Genomic DNA, 21,715 nt, shown 5'->3' with positions numbered 1-21,715 from the left:
CAGATGAGGGGCGGCGCGACGCTTGCAAGATGGTCAGGACCGGAGCGAAGGCCACTCCTTACAGCTCCGCGGCTTAATCGAAAAACGCTTCCACCACATTGCGCCTACCCAGCATGAAGGCGTCGGCGACATGTTGCAGCGGGGCAAGATCGACATCGGAAACGCCGGCGCGCACGATCTCTGCGAAACGCCTGTAGAGCATCGGGTATTCGGCTTCCGGCTCGTCGTGAACGACGCGGCCGTCGACCGCTAGTTTTGAGCCGCCGCCGGAAAGCACCATCGCGCCGTTGTCCGTCTCGGCCAGGATGTCCCAGCTTTGCGGGCCGGTCTGGCGCCAGTCGAGCTCCATCGTCACCGGCAAGCCGTTCGAGGTGCGGAAGGCGATATGCGCAGCGATCGGGGCGGCGCGGTTTTCGGGAAAATCGAGAATTGCCGAGGTGATGAACATCGCCGGCAATATGTGGGTCGCAATCGACAGCGCGTTGATGCCGGGATCAAACACGCCGAAGCCGCCTGGCGCCCAGATCCAGTCCTGGTTCGGGTGCCAGCGGCGCACGTCCTCCTTCCAGTCGATGGCAGCCGATCTGATCGTGGTCGAGCCGAGAAAATCGCGCGCGGCCCCGACCGCCGGGGCATAGCGTGAATGCCAGCTGGCGAAAAGCGAGACGCCGTTTGCCGCGGCCAGCGCTTTCAGGTCCTCGACTTCGCTGACCGTGGCGCCGGGGGGCTTTTCCAGGAAGACATGCTTTTTCGCTTCGAGTGCCGTCCGTGCAGCGTCGTAGCGGAACTGCGGCGGCATGCAGAGCGATACGGCTTCAAGCTCCGGCACGGCGTCGAGCATCGCCTCGATGTCAGGAAAATTTGCGATCCCGTCCACCTTGCCGTGCCGGCTGGCGGCGGCGGCGAGGCGGTAGTCCCGGTCCTTGGCCAGGGCTGGCAGGTGCTGGTCGCGGACGATCTTTCCCACCCCGACGATGCCGAGCTTGATAGGGTTGCTGTTCGAGGACATGGGAGACTCCACGGATTGGAAAATGCACTGCTCCTGGCAGCGATTGGTTCTCTTAGCAGAGAACCGATGCCGGGCAAGTCGCGGGAGGCTCGCCCGGTAGGCCGGGATAGAACCCGCTTCAGACTGGCCTTGCTTCAGACTGGCCCTGCTTAGACTGGCCCTGCCTCAGACTGGCACGTCGAAGGTGACGATCGACACTTCGCCTTCGAGCGCACCCTGATAGGCCGACAGGTGCGGCTCTTCGTCGGGCACCCCGTCCAGGTCGCCGATTTGGTCGAGCTCCGCCTCGGCGTAACCTTCGGCCGAGAGCGATTCGAGCGCCCGGCGCACCGCCGAATCGTCGTCCGGCGCGACCAGCATGACGTGGACGCCTTCCGGCTTGCCGTCTTTCCTCTTCCACGCCCGGCCGGTGATGATGGTGACCGGGCGCTCGTCATTGTCGTTCACGGGCTGATTCCTCCGGGCGAGGGGATTTGTGCTGTTCATGCCTCTTTTTCGCATGAAGCATGGCCGCGCAACAGCCGAAAGCCGGTCACTTTCTTCCCTCCTCTTGCAAAATGGCGAAAGAAAATTACATGCGCCTTTCGCATGGCTGCCAAGCCTCGGTTTCAGCGTAATATTTGGCGCTCCGGGGTTGACGGGCAACAGGCTTGCGAGTAGAAGCCGCCCAGTCAGAACCGATGTGAGGCTCTCCCTTCCGAAGCGACACGCTTTGGAGTTTGCCTCAAACAGGGTTCGTTTTACGAGCGAAAAGACATTTCCGGCGTGCATGAAGCGGTTTCCGCTTCCTCTGCCATTTGTTCGGGCAAGACCGCGAGGCGCGGTTTGTGGCCCGAATTTGCGTATGGAAATGACGCTTTGAGCGGCCCTGACCGGGCGAGACACGGAATTGAGAGACAAGAGGGTTTAATGCCTACCGTCAACCAGCTGATCCGCAAGCCGCGCATTGCGCCGGTGAAGCGCAACAAGGTCCCGGCCATGCAGCAGAACCCGCAGAAGCGGGGCGTCTGCACGCGCGTCTACACAACGACGCCGAAGAAGCCGAACTCGGCGCTGCGCAAGGTGGCCAAGATCCGCCTGACCAATGGTTTTGAAGTGATCGGCTACATCCCCGGCGAAGGCCACAACCTTCAGGAACACTCGGTGGTGATGATCCGCGGCGGCCGCGTCAAGGATCTTCCGGGCGTCCGCTACCATATCATCCGCGGCGTGCTCGACACGCAGGGTGTGAAGAACCGCAAGCAGCGCCGTTCGAAATACGGCGCCAAGCGTCCGAAGTGACCGAAGCGTAGCCAAGGTCATCCCGGACGGCGCCAAGCGACGATCCGGGATCCAGGCCACCACGCAGAATTGAGGCAGAGAAAAAATGTCCCGTCGTCACAGTGCAGAAAAGCGTGAGATCAACCCGGACCCGAAGTTCGGCGATCTGATCGTCACCAAGTTCATGAACGCCGTCATGTATGACGGCAAGAAGTCGGTTGCCGAGACCATCGTCTACGGCGCGCTCGACCAGGTCCAGTCCAAGACCAAGCAGGAGCCGGTCACCGTCTTCCACCAGGCGCTCGACAATGTCGCGCCGCATGTGGAAGTGCGTTCGCGCCGCGTCGGTGGTGCCACCTACCAGGTTCCGGTCGACGTACGCCCCGAGCGCCGTCAGGCGCTGGCCATCCGCTGGCTGATCGCCGCCGCCCGCAACCGCAACGAGACCACGATGGTCGACCGCCTCTCCGGCGAGCTGATGGACGCGGCCAACAACCGCGGCACCGCCGTCAAGAAGCGTGAAGACACCCACAAGATGGCAGAAGCCAACCGCGCCTTCGCGCACTACCGCTGGTAAAGCGCGAACGAGACTGAAGAGGCACCTCCCATGGCCCGCGAATATAAAATCGAAGACTACCGCAATTTCGGTATCATGGCGCATATCGACGCCGGCAAGACGACGACCACCGAGCGCGTCCTCTACTACACGGGCAAGTCGCACAAGATCGGCGAAGTCCATGACGGCGCTGCCACCATGGATTGGATGGAGCAGGAGCAGGAACGCGGCATCACCATCACGTCCGCCGCGACCACGACCTTCTGGAAGGGTCGTGACGGCAAGATGCACCGTTTCAACATCATCGACACCCCCGGCCACGTCGACTTCACCATCGAGGTCGAGCGTTCGCTGCGCGTGCTCGACGGCGCCATTGCGCTGCTCGACGCCAATGCCGGTGTCGAGCCGCAGACGGAAACCGTCTGGCGCCAGGCCGACAAGTACCGCGTGCCGCGCATGATCTTCTGCAACAAGATGGACAAGATCGGCGCCGATTTTTACCGCTCGGTCGAGATGATCGGCTCGCGCCTCGGCGCGCATGCCGTCGTCATGCAGCTGCCGATCGGTGCTGAGACCGAGTTCAAGGGCATCGTCGACCTCGTCGAGATGAACGCGCTGGTCTGGCGCGACGAAACGCTGGGCGCTGCCTGGGACGTCGTCGAGATCCCGGACGATCTCAAAGCTCGTGCGGAAGAGTACCGCGAGAAGATGATCGAAGCCGCCGTCGAAATGGACGAGACGGCGCTTGAGAATTACCTCGAAGGCAAGATGCCCGACAATGACGAGATCCGCGCGCTGATCCGCAAGGGCACCATTGCGGTGAAATTTTACCCGATGTTCTGTGGCTCGGCCTTCAAGAACAAGGGCGTGCAGCCGCTGCTCGACGCCGTTGTCGAATACCTGCCGTCGCCGGCCGACGTTCCGGCCATCAAGGGCGTCGACGCCAAGACCGACGCCGAGATCGAGCGTCATGCCGACGACAACGAACCGCTGTCGATGCTTGCCTTCAAGATCATGAACGACCCATTCGTCGGCTCGCTCACCTTCGCCCGCATCTATTCGGGCAAGCTCACCAAGGGCATCTCGGTCGACAACACGGTCAAGGGCAAGAAGGAGCGCATCGGCCGCATGCTGCAGATGCATGCGAACTCGCGCGCCGACGTCGAAGAGGCTTTCGCCGGCGACATCGTCGCCTTGGCCGGCCTCAAGGACACGACCACGGGCGACACGCTCTGTGATCCGCTGCATCCGGTCATCCTCGAGCGCATGGAATTCCCCGATCCGGTCATCCAGATCGCCATCGAGCCGAAGACCAAGAATGATCAGGAAAAGATGGGCCTTGCGCTGCATCGCCTGGCCGCCGAGGACCCGTCCTTCCGCGTCAAGACCGATGAGGAATCAGGCCAGACGATCATCTCCGGCATGGGCGAGCTTCATCTCGACATCATCGTCGACCGCATGCGCCGCGAGTTCAAGGTCGAGGCCAATGTCGGCGCGCCGCAGGTGGCCTATCGCGAGACGATCACCCGCAGCCAAGAGCAGGACTACACCCATAAGAAGCAGACCGGCGGCACGGGTCAGTTCGCCCGCGTCAAGATCCTTTTCGAGCCGAATCCGGAGAGCAGCGAATTCCTGTTCGAATCCAAGATTGTCGGCGGCGCTGTGCCGAAGGAATACATCCCCGGTGTCGAAAAGGGCATCAACAGCGTCATGTCGTCGGGTCCGTTCGCTGGCTTCCCGATGATCGGCGTCAAGGCGACACTGATCGATGGTGCCTACCACGACGTGGATTCCAGCGTTCTGGCCTTCGAAATCGCTGGCCGTGCCTGCTTCCGTGAAGCGGCGCCCAGGCTTGGCGTGCAGTTGCTCGAGCCGATCATGAAGGTCGAAGTGGTGACGCCGGAAGATTATGTCGGCAGCGTCATCGGCGATCTGAACGGCCGTCGCGGCCAGATCCAGGGCCAGGAAGCCCGTGGCGTGGCGGTGGTTATCAACGCCATGGTGCCGCTCGCCAACATGTTCAAATACGTCGACAATTTGCGCTCGATGAGCCAGGGCCGCGCGGCCTACACGATGCAGTTCGATCACTACGAGCCGGTGCCGACCGCGGTCGCTCAGGAAGTCCAGAAGAAATACGCGTAACCAGAACGGGTTGCAGCGCTAACTTAATTCAAAGCCCGCACGGGCGAGCAGGAATGGAGACATCACATGGCAAAAGGTAAATTCGAGCGTACAAAGCCTCATGTGAACATTGGCACGATTGGCCACGTCGATCATGGCAAGACGTCGCTGACGGCGGCGATCACCAAGTATTTTGGCGAATACAAGCGCTACGACCAGATCGATGCGGCGCCCGAGGAGAAGGCGCGCGGCATCACCATCTCGACGGCGCATGTCGAATACGAGACGGCCGCCCGCCACTACGCCCATGTCGACTGCCCCGGCCACGCCGACTATGTGAAGAACATGATCACCGGTGCCGCGCAGATGGACGGCGCGATCCTGGTTGTGTCGGCCGCCGACGGCCCGATGCCGCAGACCCGCGAGCACATCCTGCTGGCCCGTCAGGTCGGCGTGCCGTCGATCGTGGTGTTTTTGAACAAGGTCGACCAGGTCGACGACGCCGAGCTGCTCGAACTGGTCGAGCTCGAGGTGCGTGAACTCTTGACCAAGAACGAGTTCCCCGGCGACGACATTCCGATCGTCAAGGGTTCGGCACTTGCCGCTTTGGAAGATTCCGACAAGAAGATCGGCGAGGATTCGATCCGCGAATTGATGGCTGCGGTCGACGACTACATCCCGACGCCGGTTCGTCCGCTGGACAAGCCGTTCCTGATGCCGATCGAGGACGTGTTCTCGATCTCGGGCCGCGGCACGGTGGTGACCGGCCGCGTCGAGCGCGGCGTGGTCAAGGTCGGCGAGGAGCTCGAGATCGTCGGCATCCGTCCGACCACCAAGACGACCTGCACGGGCGTCGAGATGTTCCGCAAGCTGCTCGACCAGGGCCAGGCCGGCGACAACATCGGCGCGCTGCTGCGCGGTGTCGACCGCGAAGGTGTCGAGCGTGGCCAGGTTCTGGCCAAGCCCGGTACGGTCAAGCCGCACAAGAAGTTCGTCGCCGAAGCCTACATCCTGACCAAGGACGAAGGTGGCCGTCACACGCCGTTCTTCACCAATTACCGTCCGCAGTTCTATTTCCGCACGACCGACGTGACCGGCATCGTGTCGCTGCCGGAAGGCACCGAGATGGTGATGCCGGGTGACAACATCACCGTCGATGTCGAACTGATCGTGCCGATCGCCATGGAAGAGAAGCTGCGCTTCGCCATCCGTGAAGGCGGCCGCACCGTCGGTGCCGGCATCGTCGTCACTATCAAAGAGTAATTTGGACTTAAACCGATCTGTCGCGGGCGCTGCCCGCGCCGCGCCAGAACAAGGAAGTGACGCATGAACGGACAGAATATCCGCATCCGCCTGAAGGCGTTCGATCACCGGGTGCTTGACGCCTCGACGCGGGAAATCGTGTCGACGGCCAAGCGCACCGGCGCCAACGTCCGCGGCCCCATTCCGCTGCCGACGCGGATCGAAAAGTTCACGGTCAACCGGTCGCCTCACGTCGACAAGAAGAGCCGCGAGCAGTTCGAGATGCGCACGCACAAGCGTCTCCTCGATATCGTCGATCCGACCCCGCAGACGGTCGACGCTTTGATGAAGCTCGATCTTGCCGCCGGTGTCGACGTCGAGATCAAGCTCTAAGGAACCAGAGGGGCGGGGCGACCCGGAACTCTGAAGGAACAAGAGGCGTGGAGGGGCGACAGCCCCGACAGGGAACTCTAAAGGAATTGAACCGATGCGTTCAGGTGTGATTGCAAAGAAGGTGGGAATGACCCGCATCTACAACGATGCCGGGGAACATGTTCCCGTCACTGTTCTCCAGATGGAGAACTGCCAGGTCGTGGCGCAGCGCACGCAGGAGAAGAACGGCTATACCGCCGTCCAGCTCGGCGTTGGCCTTGCCAAGGTGAAGAACACGTCGAAGGCGATGCGCGGCCATTTCGCGACCGCTTCCGTCGAGCCCAAGGCCAAGGTTGCCGAATTCCGTGTCTCCGCCGACAACATGATCGATGTCGGCGCCGAGATCACCGTCGATCATTTCGTCGCCGGCCAGAAGGTCGATGTGACGGGAACCACGATCGGCAAGGGTTTCCAGGGCGTTATCAAGCGGCACCACATGGGCGGTGGCCGCGCGACCCACGGCAACTCGGTCTCGCACCGTACGCACGGCTCGACCGGCCAGCGCCAGGACCCGGGCAAGGTGTTCAAGGGCAAGCATATGGCCGGCCACATGGGTGACACCCGCGTCACCACGCAGAATGTCGAGGTCGTCTCGACCGACGCCGATCGCGGTCTGATCCTGATCCGCGGCGCGGTTCCCGGTTCGAAGGGCGCCTGGATCCTGGTCCGTGACGCGGCCAAGGTTGCGCTGCCGGCCAATGCGCCGAAGCCCGCCGCAATCCGCGCCGTTGCAACCAGTGATGGCGCCAAGAACGATGCCCCGGCCACAGTAGATGCCCCGGCCACAGAGGGAGCGGAATAATGGACCTCAAGATCACAACGCTTGGCGGCAAGGACGCCGGCAAGGTGAAACTCTCCGAGGAGATTTTCGGCCTTGATCCGCGCGAGGACATCCTGCAGCGCGTCGTGCGCTGGCAGCTTGCCAAGAAGCAGCAGGGCACGCACAAGACCAAGGGTCGCGCCGAGATCGCCCGCACCGGCGCCAAGATGTACAAGCAGAAGGGTACGGGCCGCGCCCGTCACCATTCGGCACGCGCTCCGCAGTTCCGCGGCGGCGGCAAGGCCCACGGCCCGGTCGTCCGCAGCCACGAGCACGACCTGCCGAAGAAGGTGCGTGCGCTGGGCCTCAAGCATGCTCTCTCGGCCAAGGCCAAGAGCGCGTCGCTCATCATCATCGACGAGCTGATGCTGACCGAGGCCAAGACCAAGGCACTGATCGCGAATTTCGCGACGCTGGGCCTGTCCAACGCCCTGCTGATCGGCGGCGCCGAGCTTGACAAGAACTTCAAGCTGGCGGCCACGAACATCCCGAACATCGACGTGCTGCCCATCCAGGGCATCAACGTCTACGACATTCTGCGCCGCGGCACGCTGGTCCTTTCGAAGGCCGCCGTCGAGGCTCTCGAGGAGCGCTTCAAATGACCGACCTTCGTCATTACGACGTGATCGTCTCGCCGGCGATCACCGAAAAGTCGACCATGGCTTCCGAGCAGAACCAGGTCGTCTTCAACGTCGCCAAGAAGGCGTCGAAGCCGGAAATCAAGGCTGCCGTCGAAGCGCTGTTCGGCGTCAAGGTGATGGCCGTGAACACGCTTGTCCGCAAGGGCAAGATCAAGCGCTTCCGCGGCACGATCGGCCGCCAGAGCGACGTCAAGAAGGCGATCGTGACGCTGGCTGACGGCCAGTCGATCGACGTCGCGACGGGTCTCTGAGCAAGACCGCGAGGACAACAAACATGGCACTGAAAAAATTCAACCCGATAACGCCGAGCACCCGCCAGCTGGTCATCGTCGATCGCTCGGGCCTCTACAAGGGCAAGCCCGTCAAGGGCTTGACCGAAGGCCTGACCAAGTCGGGCGGCCGTAACAATTACGGCCGCATCACGGCCCGCTTCATCGGCGGCGGTCACAAGCGTACGTACCGCATCATCGACTTCAAGCGCCGCAAGTTCGACATTGTCGGCACTGTCGAGCGTATCGAATACGATCCGAACCGCAGCGCCTTCATCGCGCTGATCAAGTATGACGATGGTGAGCTGTCCTACATCATCGCCCCGCAGCGCCTTGCTGCCGGCGACAAGATCGTGGCCGGCGAAGCGGTCGACGTGAAGCCGGGCAATGCGATGCCGCTGGCCTCGATGCCGGTCGGCACGATCGTCCACAACATCGAGCTGAAGCCGGGCAAGGGCGCCCAGGTTGCCCGTTCGGCTGGCGGTTATGCCCAACTCGTCGGCCGTGACCAGGGCATGGCGATCCTGCGCCTGAATTCGGGTGAGCAGCGTGTCGTCCACGGCTCGTGCATGGCCACTGTCGGCGCCGTGTCCAACCCGGACCACGGCAACATCAATGACGGCAAGGCCGGCCGCACGGTGTGGCGGGGAAAACGTCCGCACAATCGCGGCGTGACCATGAACCCGGTCGACCATCCGCATGGCGGCGGCGAAGGCCGCACCTCGGGTGGCCGCCATCCGGTTTCGCCTTGGGGCAAGCCGACCAAGGGCAAGAAGACGCGGTCCAACAAGGCGACCGACAAGTTCATCCTGCGCTCGCGCCATCAGCGCAAGAGCTAAGAAGAGGTAACGCCAAGTGACTCGTTCGATTTGGAAAGGCCCCTTCATCGACGGCTACCTTCTCAAGAAGGTGGACAAGGTTCGTGAAGGTGGTCGCAATGAGGTGATCAAGATGTGGAGCCGTCGCTCCACCATCCTGCCGCAGTTCGTCGGCTTCACCTTCGGTGTCTACAACGGCCAGAAGCACGTTCCCGTTTCGGTGAACGAGGACATGGTCGGCCACAAGTTCGGTGAATTCGCTCCGACCCGGACCTATTACGGTCATGGCGCGGATAAGAAGGCGAAGAGGAAATAATCATGGGCAAGGCCAAAGCTCCGCGCAGGCTTGCTGATAACGAAGCGCGCGCCGTGTTGCGCACGATCCGTATCAGCCCGCAGAAGCTGAACCTGGTTGCCGCGCTGATCCGCGGCAAGAAGGTCGCGACAGCGCTTTCCGATCTCGAATTCTCGGCCAAGCGGATTTCCGGCACGGTCAAGAAGACGCTGGAATCGGCGATCGCCAACGCGGAAAACAACCACGACCTCGACGTCGATGCGCTGATCGTGGCGGAAGCCTATGTCGGCAAGTCGATCGTCATGAAGCGGTTCCATGCCCGTGGCCGTGGCCGCGCCAGCCGTATCGAGAAGCCGTTCTCGCACCTCACGATCGTCGTTCGTGAAGTCGAAGAAAAAGTGGAGGCCGCATAATGGGCCAGAAAATCAATCCGATCGGTCTGCGTCTTGGCATCAATCGCACCTGGGATTCGCGCTGGTTCGCCAACACCGGCGAGTACGGCAAGCTGCTGCATGAGGACATCAAGATCCGCAAGTATCTTGAGAAGGAACTCAAGCAGGCCGCGATTTCGAAGGTCGTGATCGAGCGTCCGCACAAGAAGTGCCGCGTCACCATCCATGCGGCGCGTCCGGGCCTGATCATCGGCAAGAAGGGCGCCGACATCGAGAAGCTTCGCAAGAAGCTGATGGAGATGACGAAGTCCGAGACGCATTTGAACATCGTCGAAGTGCGTAAGCCCGAGATCGACGCCACGCTGGTCGCCCAGTCGATCGCCCAGCAGCTCGAGCGCCGCATCGCGTTCCGCCGCGCCATGAAGCGCGCCGTGCAGTCTGCGATGCGCCTCGGTGCCGAAGGCATCCGCATCAACTGCGCCGGCCGTCTCGGCGGCGCCGAGATCGCACGCATGGAATGGTACCGCGAAGGTCGCGTGCCGCTGCACACGCTGCGCGCCGACGTCGACTACGGCACGGCCGAAGCGCACACCGCCTACGGCATCTGCGGCGTCAAGGTCTGGGTGTTCAAGGGCGAAATCCTCGAGCACGACCCGATGGCTTCGGAACGCCGCGCCACCGAGGGCGATCATGCGCATGGCGGTGGTGGTGAGCGCGAACGCGGTCGCCGTCGCGAAAACGCCTGAGACAGTTGAGAATTTGGAGTTAGAACGATGCTGCAGCCAAAGCGCACAAAGTTCCGCAAGCAGTTCAAGGGTCGTATCCATGGTGCCGCCAAGGGTGGCACCAATCTGGATTTCGGCGGTTTCGGGCTGAAGGCGCTTGAGCCGAACCGCGTCACCGCGCGCGAGATCGAGGCGGCCCGCCGCGCGATCACTCGCGAAATGAAGCGCGCCGGCCGCGTCTGGATCCGTATCTTCCCGGACGTGCCGGTGACGTCGAAGCCGACCGAAGTCCGCATGGGCAAGGGCAAGGGCGCGGTCGATTACTGGGCGGCGCGCGTCAAGCCCGGCCGCATCATGTTCGAGATCGACGGCGTCAATGAGGAAACCGCCCGTGAGGCGCTGCGTCTCGGCGCGGCCAAGCTCTCGGTCAGGACGCGCTTCGTACAGCGCATCGCAGAATAAGGACGGGCTGATCATGAAAGCCGAAGACATCCGGACCAAGACCCAGGACCAACTGACCGACGACCTGGCCAGCCTGAAGAAGGAGCAGTTCAACCTGCGCTTCCAGAAGGCCACCGGCCAGCTCGAGAAGACCGCGCGCGTGAGGCAGGTCCGCAAGGACATTGCGCGTATCAAGACCATCGCTGCGGAAAAGTCCGCGGCTAAGAAGGCTTAAGGACGAAAACCATGCCAAAGCGCATTCTGCAGGGCACCGTCGTCAGCGACAAAAACGAGAAGACGGTTGTCGTCAAGGTCGAACGGCGCTTCACGCATCCCGTGATGAAGAAGACCGTGCGCATGACCAAGAAGTACAAGGCGCACGACGAGAACAACGCCCACAAGGTTGGCGATCAGGTGTTCATCCAGGAATCGAAGCCGATTTCCAAGGACAAGCGCTGGACCGTAGTGTCTTCGGACCAAGCCTGATCAGGGCGAACGAAACGAATTTTGGACAGACCGGGGAAGGGTGAAGAACCCGTCCCGTTAGAAGAGAAGAAGGCGGCCAGTCATGATTCAGATGCAAACAAACCTCGACGTCGCGGATAATTCCGGCGCCCGTCGTGTCATGTGCATCAAGGTGCTGGGCGGCTCGAAGCGGAAATACGCTTCCGTGGGCGACATCATCGTGGTGTCGATCAAGGAAGCCATCCCGCGCGGCCGCGTCAAGAAGGGCGATGTGATGAAGGCGGTCGTGGTTCGCACGGCCAAGGACATTCGTCGCCCGGACGGCAGTGTGATCCGTTTCGACAAGAATGCGGCCGTTCTCGTCGACAACAAGAAAGAGCCGATCGGCACGCGTATCTTCGGACCGGTTCCGCGCGAACTCCGCGCCAAGAACCACATGAAGATCATCTCGCTCGCGCCTGAAGTGCTGTAAGGAGCCGGACCAATGCAGAAGATTAGAAAAGGCGACAAGGTCGTCGTGCTGGCCGGCAAGGACAAGGGCCGTTCGGGCGAAGTCCTCTCGGTACAGCCGAAGGAAGACACCGCGCTGGTGCGCGGCGTCAACATGATCCGTCGTCACCAGAAGCAGTCCCAGTCCCAAGAGGGCGGGATCATCACCAAGGAAGCGCCGATCCAGCTGTCGAACATCGCGCTGGCCGACCCCAAGGATGGCAAGCCGACCCGCGTCGGTTTCATCTTCCAGAAGGACGGCAAGAAGGTGCGCGTCGCCAAGCGCTCGGGAGAAGTCATCAATGGCTAAGGCTCAAACCAAGCAGGCGACTGCCCAGAACACGCCGCGCCTCAAGCAGGTCTACAACGAGACCATCCGCAAGGCGCTGCAGGAGCAGTTCGGCTACGAGAACGAGATGCAGGTTCCGCGCATCGACAAGATCGTGCTGAACATGGGCGTCGGCGAAGCGACCGGCGATTCGAAGAAGCCTTCGATTGCGGCGGAAGATCTTGCGCTGATCGCCGGCCAGAAGGCCGTCGTCACGCACGCCCGCAATTCGATCGCCGGCTTCAAGGTCCGCGAAAAGATGCCGATCGGCGCCAAGGTCACGCTGCGCAAGGAACGCATGTACGAGTTCCTCGACCGCCTCGTGAACATCGCGCTGCCGCGCGTCCGCGACTTCCGCGGGCTCAATCCGAAGAGCTTCGATGGCCGTGGCAACTATGCCATGGGCATCAAGGAACACATCGTGTTCCCGGAGATCAACTACGACAAGGTTGATCAGATCTGGGGCATGGACGTCATCGTTTGTACGACTGCGAAGACGGACGACGAAGCCAGGGCATTGCTCAAGGCCTTCAACTTCCCCTTCCGCCAGTAACGGCAGCGAGAAAAGGAAAAATCTGAAATGGCAAAGACCAGCTCAGTCGAGAAGAACAACAGGCGCCGCAAGCTTGTGGACCAGTACGCTGCCAAGCGTAAGGTCCTCAAGGCGATCATCATGGATCAGTCCAAGCCGATGGAAGAGCGCTTCCGCGCTCAGCTGAAGCTTGCGGCACTGCCGCGCAACTCGGCCAAGATCCGCATCCGCAACCGCTGCGAAGTCACCGGACGTCCGCGTGCCTACTATCGCAAGCTCAAAGTATCGCGCATCGCGCTTCGGGATCTCGGCAACAACGGCCAGATCCCGGGCCTGGTCAAGTCGAGCTGGTAAGGAGGACATAACATGTCATTGAGCGATCCTCTCGGCGATATGCTGACCCGCATCCGCAACGCCTATGGCCGCAAGAAGTCGAGCGTTTCGACGCCGGCCTCGCGCCTGCGTACCCGCGTCCTCGACGTGTTGAAGGCGGAAGGCTATATCCGCGACTACAGCCAGACCGACTTCGACAACGGCAAGTCCGAAATCGAGATCGAACTGAAGTATTTCGACGGTGCGCCGGTCGTGCGCGAAATCGCCCGCGTCTCGAAGCCGGGCCGTCGCGTTTACGTTTCGGCGAAGTCGATCCCGCACGTCGCCAACGGCCTCGGCATCGCCATCCTTTCGACACCGAAGGGCGTGATGGCCGACCACGAAGCGCGTGAACAGAATGTCGGCGGGGAAATCCTCTGCCAGATCTTCTGATCTGGAGCGCGATCCCGAACCGAACCACGCAGTGAAAAGTGGAACCCGGCCTTCGGACAAGATCACGCTCGAAACAGAGACCTGAAACAAGAGAAGTGACGAGGACAACAAAATGTCTCGTATTGGAAAGAAACCCGTTTCGCTGCCGCAGGGCGTGACCGCGACCGTCGACGGCCAGACCGTCACGGCGAAGGGCCCCAAGGGTGAGCTGAAGTTCGTGGTGAACGACGAAGTGCTGGTCAAGATGGAAGGCAGCGAGATCGCTGTCCAGCCGCGCGACCAGACCAAGACCGCCCGCTCCAAATGGGGCATGTCGCGCACGCAGATCGTCAACATCCTGCAGGGCGTCAAGGACGGTTTCGAAAAGAAGCTTGAGATCACCGGCGTCGGCTATCGCGCCGCCATGCAGGGCAAGAACCTGCAGCTAGCGCTCGGCTTCAGCCATGACGTCGTCTACGAAACGCCGCAGGACATCACGATCACCGTGCCGAAGCCGACGGAAATCACCGTGACCGGCATCGACAAGCAGAAGGTCGGTCAGGTCGCTGCCGAGATCCGCGAATATCGCGGTCCCGAGCCGTACAAGGGCAAGGGCGTCCGCTACGCTGGCGAGAAGATCGTCCGCAAGGAAGGCAAGAAGAAGTAGTTTAGTGAATGGTGAATGGTGAATGGTAAAATGGCAGTAGGATAGAACAGGGCCGGGTGGCACTTCGTTTCTACCATTTCACCATTTTTCCATTCACCATTCACTGCAAATCAACGCCGCGGGGAGCGGTCGCGGGAGGCTTGTCCCTACCGCATAGGGTTACCCCCGTTTTTTGAAGGCAAGGAACTGATATCATGGGCTCGAAAGAATCCACACAACGCCGCGCTCAGCGCGTCCGCCGCCAGATCAAGAAGGTCGCGGGCGAGCGTCCGCGTCTGTCGGTCCACCGCACGTCGAAGAATATCTACGTCCAGGTCATCGACGACGCCAAGGGCCACACCATCGCTGCCGCCTCGACGCTGGAGAAGGACCTTAAGGGTTCGCTCAAGACCGGTGCCGACACTGCCGCCGCTGTGGCAATCGGCAAGCTGATTGCCGAGCGCGCTTCGAAGGCAGGCGTCAAGGAAGTCGTCTTCGACCGTGGACCGTACATCTATCACGGCCGCGTCAAGGCGCTGGCCGAGGCCGCCCGCGAAGGTGGCTTGAGCTTCTAAAAAGTTTCGCCCCGGCAACCCACAGAGGGAACCGGATATCATCATCAACCGTGCTTCCGGAAAAAAACAAGGAACAGGATATGGCACAGGAACGTAGGGATGGCGGCCGCGGCCGTGATCGCGAAGAGCGCGACGACGGCATGGTGGACAAGCTCGTCCACATCAACCGCGTCGCCAAGGTCGTCAAGGGCGGCCGGCGCTTCGGCTTTGCAGCACTCGTCGTCGTCGGCGACCAGAAGGGCCGCGTCGGCTTCGGTCATGGCAAGGCGCGCGAAGTGCCTGAGGCGATCCGCAAGGCGACCGAATCGGCCAAGCGCGACATGATCTTCGTGCCGCTGCGCTCGGGCCGTACGCTGCACCACGACGTCGAGGGACGCTGGGGTGCCGGACGCGTTCTGCTGCGCGCTGCCAAGCAGGGTACCGGCATCATCGCCGGCGGCCCGATGCGCGCCGTCTTCGAGACGCTCGGCATGCATGACGTGGTCGCCAAGTCGATGGGTTCGTCGAACCCGTACAACATGGTTCGCGCCACCTTCGACGCGCTGAAGAGCCAGATGCATCCCAAGGATGTGGCTGCCGCGCGCGGCATCAAGTATTCGACCCTTCAGGCCCGCCGCGGCACCGCCGTTGCGGCCGAAGAATAGTCGACGCTGACCAGGGATTTTGACCATGGCCAAGAAAGCAACCAAGACCATCACCGTCGAGCAGATTGGTTCGCCGATCCGCCGGCCGAAGGAGCAGCGTGCGACGCTGGTCGGCCTCGGCCTCAACAAGATGCACAAGCAGCGCACGCTGGAGGACACCCCCTCCGTGCGCGGCATGATCGCTGCCGTCCAGCATCTCGTCCGCGTTGTGGACGAGGGCTGAACCAGAGCGCAGGAGAACTCAGATGAAACTCAACGATCTGCGTGACAAGGACGGCGCGACGCATTCCAGGAAGCGCCTCGGCCGCGGCATCGGTTCCGGCTCGGGCAAGACCGCCGGTCGCGGCGTCAAGGGCCAGAAGGCGCGCTCCGGTGTCGCCGTCAATGGCTTCGAGGGTGGCCAGATGCCGCTCTACCGGCGCCTGCCGAAGCGTGGCTTCAACAACATCTTCGCCAAGAGCTTTGCAGTAGTGTCGCTGGCCCGCATCCAGGCCGCGCTCGACGCCAAGAAGCTCGACGCCAAGACGATCGTGACGGCCGAAGCGCTGGTCTCGGCCGGCGTCATCCGCCGCGTCAAGGACGGCGTGCGCATCCTCTCCGACGGCGACATCAAGGCCAAGCTCGCCTTCGACGTGGCCGGCGCCTCCAAGGCTGCCATCGAGAAGATCGAAAAGGCCGGCGGTTCGGTGAAGCTGCCGGAAAAGGCAGCCGCCGAGTAACGGCGATTTGAAGCGCGATCGGCAAGAGTGGGACACGTTTCGCTTTCGATTTGCGCTTTGATCCGATCAATATGGCGGCCGCATCAACGCGGCCGCTTGCATGTTTGCAGTCCGGAGCTTATCTCGTGAGCTTCGGTGACACGCGCCGCCTGAGTTGCGGGCCATCGAGCGTGACCAAGCGGAGAATCAGGCATGGCTTCGGCTGCTGAACAACTAGCCTCGAATCTGAATTTCTCGGCCTTCGCCAAGGCGGAGGATCTGAAGAAGCGCATCTGGTTCACCTTGGGCGCGCTACTCGTCTACCGCCTCGGCACCTATATCCCGCTTCCCGGCATCAATCCCGACGCTTTCGCCCAGGCCTTCTCGTCGCAGAGCAAGGGCGTGCTTGGCATGTTCAACATGTTTGCCGGTGGCGCCGTGCAGCGCATGGCGATCTTTGCCCTCGGCATCATGCCCTACATCTCCGCCTCCATCATCATGCAGCTAATGACCTCCGTCATCCCGTCTCTGGAGGCGCTGAAGAAGGAAGGCGAACAGGGCCGCAAGGTCATCAACCAGTACACGCGCTACGGCACTGTGCTTTTGGCACTGGTCCAGGCCTACGGCATTGCGGTCGGGCTGGAAGGCGGCAACGGCATCGTCAACGATCCCGGCATGTTCTTCCGGATTTCGACCGTCGTGACGCTGGTCGGCGGCACCATGTTCCTGATGTGGCTCGGCGAGCAGATCACCGCCCGCGGCATCGGCAACGGCATTTCGCTGATTATCTTTTCCGGCATCGTCGCCGGCCTGCCACGAGCCATCTCCGGTACACTGGAACTTGGCCGCACCGGCGCGCTGTCGACCGGCCTGATCCTGGCGATCATTGTTCTCGCCATCGTCGTCGTCGCGCTGATCGTGTTCTTCGAGCGCGCCCAGCGGCGCTTGCTGATCCAGTATCCAAAGCGTCAGGTCGGCAACCGCATGTTCCAGGGCGACACTTCGCACCTGCCGCTTAAGCTCAACACAGCCGGCGTCATTCCGCCGATCTTCGCCTCGTCGCTGCTGTTGCTGCCGGCGACGGTCGCCGGCTTCTCGCAGACGACCAACATGCCAGCCTGGGCCAGCACCGTCCTGGCGGCACTCGGCCATGGCCAGCCGCTCTACATGGCGTTCTATGCGGCGATGATCGTGTTTTTCGCCTTCTTCTATACGGCGATCGTCTTCAACCCGAAGGACACCGCCGACCAGCTCAAGAAGCATTCGGGTTTCATTCCGGGCTACCGTCCGGGCGAGCGCACGGCCGATTACATCGACTATGTTCTCACCCGCATCACCGTCGTCGGCGCCATCTATCTGGTGCTGGTGTGTCTGCTGCCCGAGTTCCTGATTTCAGCGACTGGCGTACCATTCTACCTCGGTGGCACATCGCTTCTGATCGTGGTCAGTGTAACGCTCGATACGGTGGCGCAGATTCAGGGTCACCTGATCGCGCACCAGTATGAGGGCCTGATCAAGAAGTCGAAGCTGCGCGGGGGGAAAAAGGCCAGATGAGGTTGATATTGCTTGGACCGCCAGGGGCGGGCAAGGGGACGCAAGCACAAAGACTGGTAGAAAAATACGGCATACCCCAACTCTCCACGGGCGATATGCTGCGCGCCGCTGTCCAGGCCGGCACCGAAGTCGGCAAGCGCGCCAAGGCGGTGATGGACGCTGGCGAACTGGTTTCCGACGCCATCGTCAACGCCATCGTGGCCGAGCGCATCGATCAGGCCGATTGCGCCGGGGGATTCATCCTTGATGGATACCCGCGAACCTTGGTGCAGGCGGACGCGGTTGAATCGATGCTCTCGGACCGCGGCCTCACTCTCGACGCTGTCATTGAACTTGTCGTTGACGACAAGGCGCTGGTTGGTCGAATCGGCAAACGCGTCGAAGAGGCCAAGGCCGCGGGTCTGCCAGTGCGCAAGGACGACAATCCGGCGGTGTTCGAAGAGCGCCTGAAGGAGTACTACAAGAAAACGTCGCCGCTGATCGGCTACTACTATGCCAAGGGCAAGCTCAGAGGTGTCGACGGCATGGCCGACATCGATGCGGTGACGCGGCAGATCGAAGCGGTGCTCACGGCTGCGACCCCAGCGGCGGCCCAAGGGTCTGCGTACGGAGAATAAACGATTACGCTTGACTGGAGCGGTTCGCTGGGGTATGGCGGCCCGTCTTCCTATCAGGCATGAGGCTTGCTTGCCCGCAAGGGCAAGGCAGCCGCTTTGAACTGGAAACTCCCGCATGGGCCGGCCTCCACCGGACGCGGGGCAACTTTGATAGCGCCGGCTTGCCCGGCCCACATGGAGAAGAGAAGAACATGGCTCGTATAGCCGGCGTCAACATTCCGACCAACAAGCGCGTCGTCATTGCGCTTCAGTACATTCACGGCATTGGCAAGAATTTCGCCCAGGAGATCGTCGACAAGGTCGGCATCCCGGCCGAGCGCCGCGTCAACCAGCTGACCGACGCGGAAGTGCTGCAGATCCGCGAGACGATCGACCGCGACTATCAGGTCGAGGGCGATCTGCGCCGCGAAGTGTCGATGAACATCAAACGGCTCATGGACCTCGGCTGCTATCGCGGCCTGCGTCATCGCCGCTCGCTGCCGGTTCGCGGCCAGCGCACGCATACCAATGCGCGCACCCGCAAGGGCCCGGCCAAGTCGATCGCCGGCAAGAAAAAATAAGTGAGCGAATAGCGAGTAGTTCTTAGCGAATAGGTTTCTACTCACTATTCGCTACTCACTATTCGCTTTTCCAGGTGGAGCCGCTGGCATTACGGCGGTGTAGAGATCAACTGAAAGGACCATCATGGCCAAGGAAGCCACACGTGTTCGCCGTCGCGAACGCAAGAATATTTCGTCGGGCGTTGCCCACGTCAACTCGACCTTCAACAACACGATGATCACCATCACCGACGCGCAGGGCAATTCGATTGCCTGGTCGTCGGCGGGAGCCCAGGGTTTCAAGGGGTCTCGCAAGTCGACCCCGTTTGCTGCCCAGATGGCTGCCGAGGACGTTGCCAAGAAGGCCCAGGAACACGGCATGCGCATGCTCGAGGTCGAGGTCTGCGGACCCGGCTCCGGTCGTGAATCGGCGCTGCGCGCATTGCAGGCAGCCGGCTTCACTATCACCTCGATCCGTGATGTGACGCCGATCCCGCACAATGGTTGCCGCCCGCGCAAGAAGCGCCGCGTCTAAAGAATTACCGAACGCCGCGCGAACGCCCAGTAGCGTTCCTCCACGGCATTCCAGGTCGCCCGCCACGATTGGATGGTGGCGGGTCAACGGAAGGAAAGCATCATGATCCAGAAAAATTGGCAGGAACTGATCAAGCCGAACAAGATCGAGTTTTCGTCGAAGAAGAAGACGCTGACCACGCTGGTCGCCGAGCCGCTCGAGCGCGGCTTTGGTCTCACCCTCGGCAATGCGCTGCGTCGCGTGCTTCTGTCTTCGCTGCGTGGCGCGGCTGTGACCGCCGTGCAGATCGACGGCGTTCTGCATGAATTCTCGTCCATCGCCGGCGTGCGCGAGGACGTGACCGACATCGTCTTGAACATCAAGGAAATCGCCATCCGCATGGAAGGTGACGGTCCCAAGCGCATGGTCGTGCGCAAGCAGGGACCGGGCGCCGTTCTCGCCGGCGACATCCAGACGGTCGGCGACGTCGAGATCCTCAATCCCGACCACGTCATCTGCACGCTGGACGAGGGCGCTGAAATCCGCATGGAGTTCACCGTCGATACCGGCAAGGGCTACGTGCCGGCCGACCGCAATCGCGCCGAAGACGCGCCGATCGGCCTCATCCCGGTCGACAGCCTCTACTCACCGGTCAAGAAGGTCTCCTACAAGGTCGAGAACACCCGTGAGGGCCAGGTCCTCGACTATGACAAGCTGACCATGACGATCGACACCGACGGTTCGATCTCGGGCGAGGACGCGGTGGCTTTCGCCGCCCGCATCCTGCAGGACCAGCTTGGCCTGTTCGTCAATTTCGACGAGCCGCAGAAGGAAGTCGCCGCCGAACAGGTGACCGAGCTTGCCTTCAACCCGGCGCTGCTCAAGAAGGTCGACGAGCTGGAGCTTTCGGTGCGTTCGGCCAACTGCCTGAAGAACGACAACATCGTCTATATCGGCGACCTGATCCAGAAGACCGAAGCCGAAATGCTGCGCACCCCGAACTTCGGCCGCAAATCGCTGAACGAGATCAAGGAAGTCCTGGCGGCGATGGGCCTGCACCTCGGCATGGAAGTGCCGGATTGGCCGCCGGAAAACATCGAAGACCTCGCCAAGCGTTACGAAGATCAATACTGAGGCTCGGGAAGAGCTTCTTGAACCCGGAATGAAGGAGAAGAGCCATGCGCCACGGATTTAAAGGCCGCCGGTTCGCCCGCAGCATAAGCCATCGCAAGTCGATGTTTGCCAACCTTGCCGTATCGCTCATCGAGCATGAGCAGATCCTCACCACATTGCCGAAGGCGAAGGATCTGCGTCCGATCGTCGAAAAGCTGGTGACGCTCGGCAAGCGCGGCGATCTGCATGCCCGCCGCCAGGTGATTGCCCAGATCGGCAATGAAGGCGTCGTCAAGCGCCTGTTCGACACGATCGCGCCGCGCTACGCCACCCGCAACGGCGGCTATCTGCGCATCATGAAGGCGGGCTTCCGCCACGGCGACAATGCCGCCATGGCGGTCATCGAGTTCGTCGATCGCGATACCTCGGCCAAGGGCGCCGGCGACCGTGCCCGCATCGAGGCAGAAGGCACCGACGAGGAAGCCGCAGCCGCATAAGCTTCGATTTCTCCTGATCAAGTTTAAGGGGCCCGAGGGCCCCTTTTTCGTTGGGGTGGCTACCTCTTACCGAGCAAAGTTGAGGTAGTCTTTTCCGCCTATCGGCCTCCAATCAATCGCGTTTGTAATCTGCTCGATTGCGGGGTGCGAATAGGAATAAATACTATCGATCTCCGTTCGGTGATCGATATCGCTTATCAATTGGGACACAGTCACGCCGTTCAGATATTTCTCGGCGTCCCGATCTTCGATGAAGTCAGTATCAACGCGGAAATAAATCTGGATGGGACCCACGCAGATGTTCAGCTCGATGTCGTCCCTCGATGCGGTGTAGAAGACCATAGCTTCTTCTGGTGTCCACAGGCCCGCAGCCAGGAATTCCGATGGCTTTGTTCTGCTGTTGAACCCATCCATTGAAAGAGCAAATTGGTCCGTTATGCGTTCGGTCTTGCCGCGAATGGCATGCACATGTTCGATCTGAAACCAATCCAGTTCGTATGGCGGGTCTTTGTCAAACGAGGCCTCAAGCGTCCCATAAAACCAATAATCGGGCACTGTCTCCGCATACTCGGTCAGCCAGCCGTCCGGCGCTCCAAGCACTTTGGCAATTTCGATCATTTTCATACCGGGGATAACCGGCCCCAAAGTGCCGGTCTTCAAAAAGTCGTCCGTGAAGAACTCGGAATGCTTTGATTCTGTTTAACAATTTCCCCTGATTTGAGGTTTCAGATTGCCGAAT

34 protein-coding genes are annotated in these 21,715 nt (G+C 61.5%); 31 read left to right on the top strand and 3 right to left on the bottom strand.

Annotated features, from left to right (window positions below; genetic code table 11):
* Nucleotides 1–73: 73 nt before the first annotated feature.
* Both AC0L3L_RS27115 and AC0L3L_RS27110 read right to left on the bottom strand, forming a co-directional pair.
* On the bottom strand, nucleotides 74–1,009 hold the full coding sequence (locus AC0L3L_RS27115; protein WP_473640022.1) for a Gfo/Idh/MocA family protein: 936 nt from the start codon (nucleotides 1,007–1,009) through the stop codon (nucleotides 74–76).
* A 165-nt stretch (nucleotides 1,010–1,174) separates the two neighbouring features.
* The gene (locus tag AC0L3L_RS27110) at nucleotides 1,175–1,456 is read right to left on the bottom strand and encodes a transcriptional regulator (protein ID WP_095494988.1); all 282 of its coding nucleotides are present in this window, start codon (nucleotides 1,454–1,456) and stop codon (nucleotides 1,175–1,177) included.
* Nucleotides 1,457–1,918: 462 nt separating this feature from the next.
* Here AC0L3L_RS27110 and rpsL point away from each other — a divergent pair, with 462 nt between their 5' ends.
* The 31 genes from rpsL (at nucleotide 1,919) to rplQ (ending at nucleotide 20,976) form a co-directional block, all read left to right on the top strand.
* Complete coding sequence (gene rpsL, locus AC0L3L_RS27105) at nucleotides 1,919–2,290, top strand: 30S ribosomal protein S12 (protein WP_006333356.1); 372 nt, start codon at nucleotides 1,919–1,921, stop codon at nucleotides 2,288–2,290.
* 85 nt (nucleotides 2,291–2,375) lie between these two features.
* Nucleotides 2,376–2,846, top strand: a complete 471-nt coding sequence (rpsG, locus tag AC0L3L_RS27100; protein ID WP_008875664.1) for a 30S ribosomal protein S7 — start codon at nucleotides 2,376–2,378, stop codon at nucleotides 2,844–2,846.
* A gap of 30 nt (nucleotides 2,847–2,876) precedes the next feature.
* Nucleotides 2,877–4,967: an elongation factor G gene (gene fusA, locus AC0L3L_RS27095; protein WP_473640020.1), complete on the top strand. Its 2,091-nt coding sequence runs from the start codon at nucleotides 2,877–2,879 to the stop codon at nucleotides 4,965–4,967.
* A gap of 66 nt (nucleotides 4,968–5,033) precedes the next feature.
* Nucleotides 5,034–6,209 carry an elongation factor Tu gene (tuf, locus tag AC0L3L_RS27090; RefSeq protein ID WP_258117360.1) on the top strand — a complete coding sequence of 392 codons (1,176 nt, stop codon included), beginning with the start codon at nucleotides 5,034–5,036 and terminating at the stop codon, nucleotides 6,207–6,209.
* Between the two features lie 63 nt (nucleotides 6,210–6,272).
* Nucleotides 6,273–6,581, top strand: a complete 309-nt coding sequence (gene rpsJ, locus AC0L3L_RS27085; RefSeq protein WP_006205468.1) for a 30S ribosomal protein S10 — start codon at nucleotides 6,273–6,275, stop codon at nucleotides 6,579–6,581.
* A gap of 94 nt (nucleotides 6,582–6,675) precedes the next feature.
* Nucleotides 6,676–7,422: a 50S ribosomal protein L3 gene (gene rplC / locus AC0L3L_RS27080; RefSeq protein WP_473527902.1), complete on the top strand. Its 747-nt coding sequence runs from the start codon at nucleotides 6,676–6,678 to the stop codon at nucleotides 7,420–7,422.
* The gene (rplD, locus tag AC0L3L_RS27075) at nucleotides 7,422–8,042 is read left to right on the top strand and encodes a 50S ribosomal protein L4 (protein ID WP_027154042.1); all 621 of its coding nucleotides are present in this window, start codon (nucleotides 7,422–7,424) and stop codon (nucleotides 8,040–8,042) included. Before rplC ends, rplD begins: the two co-directional genes overlap by 1 nt.
* Nucleotides 8,039–8,332 (top strand): 50S ribosomal protein L23, encoded by a 294-nt coding sequence (locus tag AC0L3L_RS27070; RefSeq protein ID WP_010909275.1) that lies wholly within the window; start codon nucleotides 8,039–8,041, stop codon nucleotides 8,330–8,332. Before rplD ends, AC0L3L_RS27070 begins: the two co-directional genes overlap by 4 nt.
* A 23-nt stretch (nucleotides 8,333–8,355) precedes the next feature.
* Nucleotides 8,356–9,189 carry a 50S ribosomal protein L2 gene (gene rplB, locus AC0L3L_RS27065; RefSeq protein ID WP_029352208.1) on the top strand — a complete coding sequence of 278 codons (834 nt, stop codon included), beginning with the start codon at nucleotides 8,356–8,358 and terminating at the stop codon, nucleotides 9,187–9,189.
* Between the two features lie 16 nt (nucleotides 9,190–9,205).
* Nucleotides 9,206–9,484, top strand: coding sequence for a 30S ribosomal protein S19 (rpsS, locus tag AC0L3L_RS27060; RefSeq protein ID WP_006205463.1), 279 nt, complete (start codon nucleotides 9,206–9,208; stop codon nucleotides 9,482–9,484).
* Nucleotides 9,485–9,486: 2 nt separating this feature from the next.
* Nucleotides 9,487–9,876, top strand: a complete 390-nt coding sequence (gene rplV / locus AC0L3L_RS27055; protein WP_023799292.1) for a 50S ribosomal protein L22 — start codon at nucleotides 9,487–9,489, stop codon at nucleotides 9,874–9,876.
* On the top strand, nucleotides 9,876–10,601 hold the full coding sequence (gene rpsC, locus AC0L3L_RS27050; RefSeq protein WP_077377560.1) for a 30S ribosomal protein S3: 726 nt from the start codon (nucleotides 9,876–9,878) through the stop codon (nucleotides 10,599–10,601). Before rplV ends, rpsC begins: the two co-directional genes overlap by 1 nt.
* 27 nt (nucleotides 10,602–10,628) lie before the next feature.
* Nucleotides 10,629–11,042, top strand: coding sequence for a 50S ribosomal protein L16 (rplP, locus tag AC0L3L_RS27045; RefSeq protein ID WP_023799290.1), 414 nt, complete (start codon nucleotides 10,629–10,631; stop codon nucleotides 11,040–11,042).
* A gap of 13 nt (nucleotides 11,043–11,055) precedes the next feature.
* Nucleotides 11,056–11,256 (top strand): 50S ribosomal protein L29, encoded by a 201-nt coding sequence (rpmC, locus tag AC0L3L_RS27040; protein WP_006205459.1) that lies wholly within the window; start codon nucleotides 11,056–11,058, stop codon nucleotides 11,254–11,256.
* Nucleotides 11,257–11,267: 11 nt separating this feature from the next.
* On the top strand, nucleotides 11,268–11,507 hold the full coding sequence (gene rpsQ, locus AC0L3L_RS27035; RefSeq protein ID WP_023799288.1) for a 30S ribosomal protein S17: 240 nt from the start codon (nucleotides 11,268–11,270) through the stop codon (nucleotides 11,505–11,507).
* An 82-nt stretch (nucleotides 11,508–11,589) separates the two neighbouring features.
* On the top strand, nucleotides 11,590–11,958 hold the full coding sequence (gene rplN, locus AC0L3L_RS27030; protein ID WP_006205457.1) for a 50S ribosomal protein L14: 369 nt from the start codon (nucleotides 11,590–11,592) through the stop codon (nucleotides 11,956–11,958).
* Nucleotides 11,959–11,970: 12 nt separating this feature from the next.
* Nucleotides 11,971–12,285, top strand: a complete 315-nt coding sequence (gene rplX / locus AC0L3L_RS27025; RefSeq protein WP_013531428.1) for a 50S ribosomal protein L24 — start codon at nucleotides 11,971–11,973, stop codon at nucleotides 12,283–12,285.
* The gene (gene rplE, locus AC0L3L_RS27020; RefSeq protein WP_023799287.1) at nucleotides 12,278–12,856 is read left to right on the top strand and encodes a 50S ribosomal protein L5; all 579 of its coding nucleotides are present in this window, start codon (nucleotides 12,278–12,280) and stop codon (nucleotides 12,854–12,856) included. Before rplX ends, rplE begins: the two co-directional genes overlap by 8 nt.
* 27 nt (nucleotides 12,857–12,883) lie before the next feature.
* On the top strand, nucleotides 12,884–13,189 hold the full coding sequence (gene rpsN, locus AC0L3L_RS27015; RefSeq protein ID WP_023799286.1) for a 30S ribosomal protein S14: 306 nt from the start codon (nucleotides 12,884–12,886) through the stop codon (nucleotides 13,187–13,189).
* A 12-nt stretch (nucleotides 13,190–13,201) separates the two neighbouring features.
* Nucleotides 13,202–13,600 carry a 30S ribosomal protein S8 gene (gene rpsH / locus AC0L3L_RS27010; RefSeq protein ID WP_006205453.1) on the top strand — a complete coding sequence of 133 codons (399 nt, stop codon included), beginning with the start codon at nucleotides 13,202–13,204 and terminating at the stop codon, nucleotides 13,598–13,600.
* A gap of 112 nt (nucleotides 13,601–13,712) precedes the next feature.
* Nucleotides 13,713–14,246: a 50S ribosomal protein L6 gene (gene rplF / locus AC0L3L_RS27005; protein ID WP_023799285.1), complete on the top strand. Its 534-nt coding sequence runs from the start codon at nucleotides 13,713–13,715 to the stop codon at nucleotides 14,244–14,246.
* A 194-nt stretch (nucleotides 14,247–14,440) separates the two neighbouring features.
* On the top strand, nucleotides 14,441–14,800 hold the full coding sequence (gene rplR / locus AC0L3L_RS27000) for a 50S ribosomal protein L18 (RefSeq protein WP_029352225.1): 360 nt from the start codon (nucleotides 14,441–14,443) through the stop codon (nucleotides 14,798–14,800).
* A gap of 80 nt (nucleotides 14,801–14,880) precedes the next feature.
* Nucleotides 14,881–15,444, top strand: coding sequence for a 30S ribosomal protein S5 (rpsE, locus tag AC0L3L_RS26995; RefSeq protein ID WP_006333394.1), 564 nt, complete (start codon nucleotides 14,881–14,883; stop codon nucleotides 15,442–15,444).
* Between the two features lie 25 nt (nucleotides 15,445–15,469).
* Nucleotides 15,470–15,667 (top strand): 50S ribosomal protein L30, encoded by a 198-nt coding sequence (gene rpmD / locus AC0L3L_RS26990; protein WP_006205449.1) that lies wholly within the window; start codon nucleotides 15,470–15,472, stop codon nucleotides 15,665–15,667.
* Between the two features lie 22 nt (nucleotides 15,668–15,689).
* Complete coding sequence (rplO, locus tag AC0L3L_RS26985) at nucleotides 15,690–16,163, top strand: 50S ribosomal protein L15 (protein WP_473640018.1); 474 nt, start codon at nucleotides 15,690–15,692, stop codon at nucleotides 16,161–16,163.
* 192 nt (nucleotides 16,164–16,355) lie between these two features.
* Nucleotides 16,356–17,696, top strand: coding sequence for a preprotein translocase subunit SecY (secY, locus tag AC0L3L_RS26980; RefSeq protein ID WP_473640016.1), 1,341 nt, complete (start codon nucleotides 16,356–16,358; stop codon nucleotides 17,694–17,696).
* Complete coding sequence (locus tag AC0L3L_RS26975; RefSeq protein WP_473640014.1) at nucleotides 17,693–18,313, top strand: adenylate kinase; 621 nt, start codon at nucleotides 17,693–17,695, stop codon at nucleotides 18,311–18,313. Before secY ends, AC0L3L_RS26975 begins: the two co-directional genes overlap by 4 nt.
* 191 nt (nucleotides 18,314–18,504) lie before the next feature.
* The gene (rpsM, locus tag AC0L3L_RS26970) at nucleotides 18,505–18,873 is read left to right on the top strand and encodes a 30S ribosomal protein S13 (protein WP_029352234.1); all 369 of its coding nucleotides are present in this window, start codon (nucleotides 18,505–18,507) and stop codon (nucleotides 18,871–18,873) included.
* 124 nt (nucleotides 18,874–18,997) lie between these two features.
* The gene (rpsK, locus tag AC0L3L_RS26965) at nucleotides 18,998–19,387 is read left to right on the top strand and encodes a 30S ribosomal protein S11 (RefSeq protein WP_023799279.1); all 390 of its coding nucleotides are present in this window, start codon (nucleotides 18,998–19,000) and stop codon (nucleotides 19,385–19,387) included.
* 102 nt (nucleotides 19,388–19,489) lie between these two features.
* On the top strand, nucleotides 19,490–20,500 hold the full coding sequence (locus AC0L3L_RS26960; RefSeq protein ID WP_023799278.1) for a DNA-directed RNA polymerase subunit alpha: 1,011 nt from the start codon (nucleotides 19,490–19,492) through the stop codon (nucleotides 20,498–20,500).
* A 44-nt stretch (nucleotides 20,501–20,544) separates the two neighbouring features.
* Nucleotides 20,545–20,976 carry a 50S ribosomal protein L17 gene (gene rplQ / locus AC0L3L_RS26955; protein WP_023799277.1) on the top strand — a complete coding sequence of 144 codons (432 nt, stop codon included), beginning with the start codon at nucleotides 20,545–20,547 and terminating at the stop codon, nucleotides 20,974–20,976.
* Between the two features lie 66 nt (nucleotides 20,977–21,042).
* Here rplQ and AC0L3L_RS26950 read toward each other — a convergent pair whose 3' ends face one another.
* Nucleotides 21,043–21,636, bottom strand: coding sequence for a hypothetical protein (locus AC0L3L_RS26950; RefSeq protein WP_473640012.1), 594 nt, complete (start codon nucleotides 21,634–21,636; stop codon nucleotides 21,043–21,045).
* Nucleotides 21,637–21,715: the final 79 nt, after the last annotated feature.

The sequence above is a fragment of the Mesorhizobium sp. WSM4849 genome (genome assembly GCF_055811385.1).
This window is presented reverse-complemented; position numbering and strand designations above follow the sequence as displayed.